Genomic DNA, 2,710 nt, shown 5'->3' with positions numbered 1-2,710 from the left:
CGCCAACGGATAGGCGACAATGAAATAGATAATGGCGACGATTGTGAGAACCTCGACTAAGCGGAAGGTCTCGATTGCAATCAGCTGGCCCACCCCAGTCAATTCGAGCGCGCCAAAAATCTCAACATAAATGTGAGCCGCGAGCCCCACGAGCCGGTTGCCAAACCACGACAGGATCGCCAGCACAACTCCGACCCCAATCAGAGAAGCCTGCTAGGTGTGAGCTTTCAGGAGGTTGTCCATTCGGACCGGACCGAGGAGACTGGAGTTACCAAGCTTCAGCACTCACCGGAGGGTTCGAATGAACATCCACAAGAATGCCCGTCTGACGCCGCTACGTCGAGAGGAAATGGCGCAATCGGTGATAGCAGGCACCCTTTCCCAAGCCCAGGCAACGGTGCGATACGCGGTGACGGCGAAGATCGTGAAGCGGTGGGTGGAGCGCTATCAGGCTGAAGGACACGCCGGCATGGTCGATCGCCCCTCGCGCCCCCACGTGATGCCCGGCCTGACCGAACAGGCTGTGGCCGAGCGCATCGTCGCCCTGCGCCGTCAGCGCTGGACTGGCCAGCACACTGCCCATGACAGTTGCGGCCGCGCGGCGACCCGACAAAAGGCGGCAGATTTTGGCTTTGCGGCGGTTTCACGGCAAGTTCGGCTAATGCCAAAGGTGGTACCCTTCAAACTTCCGGGCGCCTCGCCGACCCATCGGGTGGTCTGCAGGCCGCAGGCGGGATAGCACCAGAGGTTTCGCCAGTCACCTTCGTCGTCCACAACGAGGTGCGGCTACCCAAATGAACTGGCGTGCATTCGCCATGCAGCCGAATTTCGATGAGCGTCGGAGATAAGGATATGTGCCGTGATCCGCTGGGAAGTGACCTCATCGAGTACAATGCCGATAGCCTCTTGGAACCCATGGGGCGGTATTTGACGCAATTCTTCTTCAGTCCATGGCCCCGCAGCAGCCCGAATGGGGCCAGATAAGCTTGTATTCATCTGGATGTCTCGGGTCACGTGTTCCGAAGGAATCCTGAATGCAGGGTGCAGATCTCCTTAAACGCGGTTTTCAGCCGGCCGAAGAAGCCCTCGCAGGCAGCATTATCTCGCGAACAGCCCTTGCGGGACATTGAGCGAACCAGCTTCGCATCGCCTATCCTGGTGAGCCAGCCCGGCCAGCGATGATGGGTGCCGCTGCTGATTCGCGAACAGACGCTGTTGAGCACGGTGTTCACAGAATTGCGCAAGCAACTGCCCTTCAAGCTTCTTGGCCTGGATACGGACAACGACACCGTTTTCATGAACGAGACGCTGAAGGCCTATTGCTCCGCCGCCAACATCGTCTTCACGCGCTGCCGCCCCTACCGCAAGAACTACCAGGCGTTCGTCGAGCAGAAGAATGGCGCCGTGGTGCGCAGGATGGTCGGATATCGTCGGTTCGAGGGGCTGGAGGCCGCCACGCTGCTAGCGAAGCTCTACCGCTCAGCGCGGCTGTTCGTGAACTTCTTTCAGCCATCGTTCAAGTGATCGCGAAGCAGCGCGACGGCGCGCGTGTGCGCAAGACGTACAGTCCGTCAGCTACACCGCATCAGCGCCTGGTTGCCGACGCTCGCACCTCACATGCAGTCCGCTCCCGACTGCAGGAAATCTCCGCCGGACTCGATCCTGTCCTGCTGTTGCGCGATCTCCGCGCCATACAGGAGCGGCTCGCTGCGCTTGCCGATACTTCGCCGGCCGTGCGCCCTGACGGGGCAGCCCAGCCGATCGACCTTTTCCTGGCGACTTTGCGGACTGCCAGGAAGGACGGTGCTATCAGGCCGACGGATCGCCCGGTCGTGAAAGCCAAAAGGGGGCGGCGTCCTGACCCTCTCGTCAAGGCGACTGCCGACTTGCGAAATTGGTTCGAAGTCGAACCATGGCGAACCGGCAGCGAACTTCTGTCACGACTGCAGGCCAAGTATCCCGGCGACTACCCGGACAACTGCTTCGAACACTTCAGCGTCGGCTCAAGGTCTGGCGCAGCGAAAAGGCGGACGCGTTGCTGTTTGGCCCCCTGGACAAGGAACAAGGAGCCGCCGATGCTGGCGATCGCAAGGCCACACTGAGGCGCCGTGGCGCTCGCGAGGAGGCCGGGAGCAAAATAGATGAGGCAACGCTTGACCTCGGGGAGCATCGTTACGTGAGGCAATACGCGCTCGCAGCTTCATTGTCGCGCCGCATTGAAGGCCGGATCGGTGCGCAGCCGACCGAGATCGTTGGCGTCTTCATAGCCGCAGGCGATGGCGAAGATGCGGGCGCGCGGGATGTCGGCCATGGCGTGCGTCACGCGCGCTGGATCGCGCGGATCCTGGATCGCAGCGGCAAGCCTGTCAGCCAGGTGCAGCGGCCGCTCGGCCGCGGCCAGAAGCATCACGCCGTCCGAGGTGATGCGTCCGCCGTCAAACGCAGCTGTGATCCTCTAGCGTCCCACGGCTGGAATTGAGAACGGCAGCAACGTATCGTCGGTCTTGGCGGGTGGGGCTCGCAAGATGTCGGCGACAGGGATGGCTTCAGCACAATCCTGCGCCACATCAATTGCTTAAGCTATATGCGCCAGCCTTTCAGACGGGTCGTCGTCCATAAGACGGGCTTCGGTAACGGGCCTCGTCTTGTCAATCCCTCGTAACTTCGTCCGCTGCCGGGGTCTTGCTTCTGTCCGCAGTCGGCGCTTTTG

Annotated in this window: 4 pseudogenes; 2 read left to right on the top strand and 2 right to left on the bottom strand. The window is 61.3% G+C overall.

Annotated elements, in window-relative coordinates:
- Positions 1-186: pseudogene (locus YU3_RS0133890) on the bottom strand (hypothetical protein); the annotation flags it as partial.
- A gap of 115 nt (positions 187-301) precedes the next feature.
- On the opposite strand from YU3_RS0133890, the pseudogene YU3_RS38320 reads away from it, so the two are divergent.
- Both YU3_RS38320 and YU3_RS38315 read left to right on the top strand, forming a co-directional pair.
- Positions 302-586 (top strand): annotated as a pseudogene (locus YU3_RS38320) (leucine zipper domain-containing protein); the annotation flags it as partial.
- A gap of 602 nt (positions 587-1,188) precedes the next feature.
- Positions 1,189-2,044: pseudogene (locus YU3_RS38315) on the top strand (ISNCY family transposase); the annotation flags it as partial.
- A gap of 174 nt (positions 2,045-2,218) precedes the next feature.
- Here the strand turns inward: YU3_RS38315 and YU3_RS40205 are convergent.
- A pseudogene (locus YU3_RS40205) lies at positions 2,219-2,452 on the bottom strand (transposase); the annotation flags it as partial.
- Between the last annotated feature and the right edge of the window lie 258 nt (positions 2,453-2,710).

This window comes from Mesorhizobium sp. WSM3224, assembly GCF_000427725.1.
In the GTDB taxonomy this organism is placed as follows: domain Bacteria; phylum Pseudomonadota; class Alphaproteobacteria; order Rhizobiales; family Rhizobiaceae; genus Mesorhizobium.
This window is presented reverse-complemented; position numbering and strand designations above follow the sequence as displayed.